Origin of the sequence: Pseudomonas sp. 18.1.10, assembly GCF_024655625.1 — a bacterium.
GTDB lineage: Bacteria > Pseudomonadota > Gammaproteobacteria > Pseudomonadales > Pseudomonadaceae > Aquipseudomonas.
Genome location: NZ_JANLGL010000318.1, coordinates 1 through 4,728 on the forward strand (window position 1 = coordinate 1; position 4,728 = coordinate 4,728).

Annotated in this window: 6 protein-coding genes; 2 read left to right on the forward strand and 4 right to left on the reverse strand. The window is 59.8% G+C overall.

The annotated features are described in order from the left end of the window. Window positions 1–162: 162 nt before the first annotated feature. From NUV89_RS27690 to NUV89_RS27700, 3 genes are read right to left on the reverse strand one after another with little or no spacing between them, the layout of a single operon-like run. Entirely contained in the window at window positions 163–1,344 is a 1,182-nt protein-coding gene (locus NUV89_RS27690) for an acetyl-CoA C-acetyltransferase (protein ID WP_124525181.1), read from the reverse strand. 11 nt (window positions 1,345–1,355) lie between these two features. Next, window positions 1,356–2,015, reverse strand: a complete 660-nt coding sequence (locus NUV89_RS27695; protein ID WP_017736560.1) for a CoA transferase subunit B — start codon at window positions 2,013–2,015, stop codon at window positions 1,356–1,358. Window positions 2,016–2,049: 34 nt separating this feature from the next. Further along, window positions 2,050–2,748 carry a CoA transferase subunit A gene (locus NUV89_RS27700; protein WP_058425579.1) on the reverse strand — a complete coding sequence of 233 codons (699 nt, stop codon included), beginning with the start codon at window positions 2,746–2,748 and terminating at the stop codon, window positions 2,050–2,052. A 133-nt stretch (window positions 2,749–2,881) separates the two neighbouring features. Here NUV89_RS27700 and NUV89_RS27705 point away from each other — a divergent pair, with 133 nt between their 5' ends. Next, window positions 2,882–3,784, forward strand: a complete 903-nt coding sequence (locus NUV89_RS27705) for a LysR family transcriptional regulator (RefSeq protein WP_257783821.1) — start codon at window positions 2,882–2,884, stop codon at window positions 3,782–3,784. Window positions 3,785–3,847: 63 nt separating this feature from the next. Here NUV89_RS27705 and NUV89_RS27710 read toward each other — a convergent pair whose 3' ends face one another. Then, window positions 3,848–4,177, reverse strand: a complete 330-nt coding sequence (locus NUV89_RS27710) for a hypothetical protein (protein ID WP_257783822.1) — start codon at window positions 4,175–4,177, stop codon at window positions 3,848–3,850. A 334-nt stretch (window positions 4,178–4,511) separates the two neighbouring features. Between NUV89_RS27710 and NUV89_RS27715 the strand changes: the two genes are divergently transcribed. Beyond that, on the forward strand, window positions 4,512–4,724 hold the full coding sequence (locus tag NUV89_RS27715) for a hypothetical protein (RefSeq protein WP_257783823.1): 213 nt from the start codon (window positions 4,512–4,514) through the stop codon (window positions 4,722–4,724). The last annotated feature ends 4 nt before the right edge of the window (window positions 4,725–4,728 follow it).

Below are 4,728 nucleotides of genomic sequence, written 5' to 3' on the forward strand. Positions count from 1 at the left end.
GGTGTCAGTCACTTGATTTTTAACTGACACTCCGTCTTCGCGAGCAAGCCCGCTCCCACACAAGCCCGCTCCCACAGTTGGACTGTGTTCATTCAGATAGAGCGGGTAAAGAAAAGGCCCGGTTTTCGTGGAACCGGGCCTTTTCAATAGTGCTCTTGCCAATCAGCTACGTTCGAGAGCCAGCGCCACACCCTGGCCGCCACCGATGCACAGCGTCGCCAGGCCTTTCTTGGCATCACGCTTGATCATTTCATGCAGCAGGGTCACCAGCACGCGGCAGCCTGAGGCGCCAATCGGGTGGCCGATGGCAATGGCGCCGCCATTGACGTTGACCTTGTCCGCATCCCATTCCAGTTCTTTGCCCACCGCCAGCGCCTGTGCGGCGAAGGCTTCGTTGGCTTCGATCAGGTCCAGGTCGCCCAGGCTCCAGCCGGCCTTGTCCAGGCAGCGGCGCGTTGCCGAGACCGGGCCGATGCCCATGATCGCCGGGTCGACGCCCGCGTTGGCGTAGCTGGCGATGCGCGCCAGCACTGGCAGGCCGAGGGCCTTGGCCTTGTCGGCGCTCATCAGCAGCACCGCAGCGGCGCCGTCATTGAGGCTGGAAGCGTTGCCGGCGGTGACGCTGCCGTCTTTCTTGAACGCCGGCTTGAGCTTGCCCAGGGACTCGGCGGTGGTGCCGGCGCGGGGTTGCTCATCCACGGCGAAGGCCACGGGGTCGCCTTTGCGCTGGGGGATCAGGATCGGCGTGATTTCGTCGGCAAAGCGTCCGGCTTCGATCGCGGCAGCGGCTTTTTGCTGGGAGGCAGCGGCGAACGCATCCTGGGCTTCACGGCTGATGCCGTACTTGTCCACCAGGTTCTCGGCGGTGATGCCCATGTGGTAGTCGTTGAACGCATCCCACAGGCCGTCGGTGATCATGCTGTCGATCATCTTGGCGTGGCCCATGCGCAAACCGGTGCGTGCGGCGGGCAACACGTAGGGGGCCAGGCTCATGTTCTCCATGCCGCCGGCGATGATTACCTCGGCATCGCCGCAGCGGATGGCCTGGGCGCCCAGGTGCAGGGCCTTGAGGCCGGAGCCGCAGACTTTGTTGAGGGTCAGGCTCGGCACTGCATGGGGCAGGCCGGCGAGGATCGAAGCTTGGCGCGCCGGGTTCTGGCCGCTGCCTGCGGTGAGTACCTGGCCGAGGATCACCTCATCGACCAGGGCCGGGTCGAGGCCGGTCTGCTCCAGCAGGCGACGGATCACCGCGGCGCCAAGTTCCGGTGCCGGGATATTCGCCAGCGAACCCTGGAAGCTGCCCACGGCGGTGCGGGTGGCAGCAACAATCACGACGTCTTGCATGAGATCTGTCCTCACTGGAAGTGCATTTCTGGAACGTGGTCCGGGACGATCAGTTTACCGGCGGTCTTGCTTACAATCTCTTCAACGCTGACGCCAGGTGCGCGTTCCTTGAGGACAAAAGCGCCATTTTCGATTTCCAGGTACGCCAGGTCCGTCAGTACACGCTTTATGCAATTCGCGCCGGTCAGCGGCAGGCTGCACTGGCTGAGCAATTTGGACTCACCGTCCTTGGACGCATGGGTCATGATTACGATGATGTTTTCTGCACCGGCCACCAGGTCCATGGCGCCGCCCATGCCCTTGACCAGTTTGCCGGGGATCATCCACGAGGCGATGTTGCCCTGGACGTCCACCTCAAAGGCGCCGAGCACGGTGAGGTCGACGTGGCCGCCGCGAATCATCGCGAAGGACTCGGCGGAGGAGAAGATCGACGCGCCGATGCGCGCGGTGACCGTCTGTTTGCCGGCGTTTATCATGTCGGCATCGATGGTGTCTTCGGTCGGAAACGGTCCCATGCCCAGCAGGCCGTTTTCCGATTGCAGCATCACTTCCATGCCGTCGGGGATGTAGTTGGCCACCAGGGTCGGGATGCCGATACCGAGGTTGACGTAGAAACCGTCCTGCATTTCGCGGGCGACGCGTTGAGCCATTTGTTCGCGGGTAAGAGCCATGTTCTGAGTCCTTATTGTTCGGGCTGGAGGCGGATTATTTGCGCACGGTGCGCTGTTCGATGCGCTTCTCGAACGTGCCGCAGATGATCCGGTCGACGTAGATGCCAGGGGTGTGGATCTGCGCCGGGTCCAGCTCGCCCGGTTCGACGATTTCCTCGACTTCGACCACGGTGATCTTGCCGGCAGTGGCGGCCAGCGGGTTGAAGTTCTGGGCGGTGTGGCGATAGATGACGTTGCCGAAGTGGTCGGCTTTCCAGCCTTTGACGATGGCGAAGTCGCCGGTGATGGATTCTTCCATCAGGTACGGGCGGCCGTTGAATTCGCGGGTTTCCTTGCCCTCGGCAACGGGCGTGCCGACGCCGGTGGCGGTGAAGAAGGCCGGGATGCCGGCGCCGCCTGCGCGCATTTTCTCTGCCAGGGTGCCTTGGGGGGTCAGCACCACTTCGATCTCGCCGCTGAGCAACTGCTTTTCGAACAGGGCGTTTTCGCCGACGTAGGACGCGATCACCTTGCTGATCTGCTTTTGTTCCAGCAGCACGCCCAGGCCAAAACCATCGACGCCGCAGTTGTTGGAAACCACGGTCAGGTCGCGGGTGCCTTTGCGCTTGATCTCGGCGATGAGGTTTTCTGGAATGCCGCACAGGCCAAAACCACCGGAGAGCACGGTCATGCCGTCTTCCAGGCCTGCCAGCGCTTCTTCATAGGACGCCACGCGTTTATCGAAACCTGCCATATGCACCTCTTTTATTGTTTGTGGGCCAGCCAATGGATCGAGTGTTGCGCTGCTGGATTGATTTGTTAAGTTGTTTTTTAAGGTTGATTGATTTAAAAAACAGCATAGTCGAGCCGTCGCCCGGAGCAGCCTCATGACCGTTAAACAGATGCGCGCCTTTCTCGCCGTGGCCCAGAGCCTGAGTTTTGCCGCCGCCTGCGAGCGTCTGCACCTCTCCCAATCGGCCCTCAGCCTGACCATCAAGGGCCTGGAAGAAGGGCTGGGCGGGCGCCTGTTCAGTCGCAATACCCGCAACGTCGCGCTCACGCCCGAAGGTGAATCCCTGTTGCCCCTGGCACGCCGCTTGATTGCCGATTGGGACAACGCCGAAGACGAACTGCGCCAGCGCTTCACCCTGCAACGCGGGCGGGTGACGGTGGCGGCGATGCCCTCGTTTGCCGGCAACCTGCTGCCGCCGATCCTGAAGATATTCCGCGCGCGTTATCCTCAGGTGAATGTGACCGTGCATGACTTGATTAACGAGCAGGTGCTGGAGATGGTGCGCGACCGTCAGGTCGAGTTGGGTGTGGCGTTCGAGCCCTCGGAGGGATCTTCGCTGGCGTTTACGCCGCTGTATCTGGACCGTTTCATTGCCGTGGTGCCGGGCGATTCGCCGCTGGCGCACTGCAGTGAAGTTGATTGGAAAACCCTGCTGGAACATCCCTTCATCACCTTGCAACGGCCTTCGACCGTGCGCGTGATGCTGGAGGAGCACCTGGGTGCCTTGCAGATGAAGCTGCCGGTGGCGCTGGAAAGCCATCAACTGGCGACGGTGGGCAAGATGGTGGCGAGCGGTTTGGGGGTCAGCGCCGTGCCCGCGTTGTGCGCGCGGCAGATGGAAGAGGCGGGTGCCCATTGCATCACATTGTGCGATCCGGTGATCGAGCGCCCGATAGGTGTGCTGACCAAACCGGGGCATGAACTGTCGGCGGCGGCACAAGTGCTGTTTGATATCTTTCGGGATGAGGCGGCGAAGGGGCGGTTTCCGACGTTCTGAATACACCACAAACAAGTGTGGGAGCTGGCAAGCCAGCTCCCACAGGAGTGTACAAGTTACTTTTTAGTAGTAGCGATCAATCACTTTAACTTGCGAGCTGTCCTTGACGGTTGCCCAGGCATTGTTAAGTGTGTCGAATACTTGTTCGATAAAGTTGCGATCAGCCGCAGCCTTCTTGCCGACATAACCCTGGCCCCGGCGGTACACCTTCAGGCGCGCTGCCAGTTCACGGTTATTGCGGTCAAATTCGGCTTCTTGGGTATTGGGCGCCAGGCAGTCAAGTTGCACTTCGCCCGATTTGCCAATCCACAGGATATGGTCGTCGAGTGTGTCTTTCTGCGCTGCGAACATCTCAGCCAATTCGTCGATAGTTGGTTGGTTGTTCAGATTCATGTGTAAGCCCCTTGACCAGTTGGCGATCTATCAATTGATTCGTTAAAACTGCTTAGTTGTCTCCGGTTACGAAAACCGGGCGTCAGTGACGGTCTGCCGAATACGGGCAGGGTCTTGAACCTGATGCATGTAGTCTTGCTGATGAACTGCTACGCAATGGTTTCATAACGAAGACAAGCAGCGTTTGAGCTCCTTGTACCGATCCTTGCGGGCCGGTCAGCTTCATCAATCTGCCTTGTGGGCAGTGCACATCCGGAAAAAACAGCTCGGCGGTCAGACGAGCTCTTTCAAAACGCTTGTTACCAACGTTCCCGATCCGGGAGACGTCTCGATAATGCAAGGACAAAAAGGTTACGTCAACGATTATGTAGTGATTATTTTTGGTCACTACATAAATCGCCGTGGGGGCGGGGGGATGCGTGGAATTGTGACTTGGGCGTCATTTTTTGGTGTTGCGGGTCGTGGCTCGCAGCTGACTGATTCACTGCAAAACCTTGTGGGAGCGGGCTTGCTCGCGAATACGGTGGGTCAGTTGAATATCTGTTAACTGA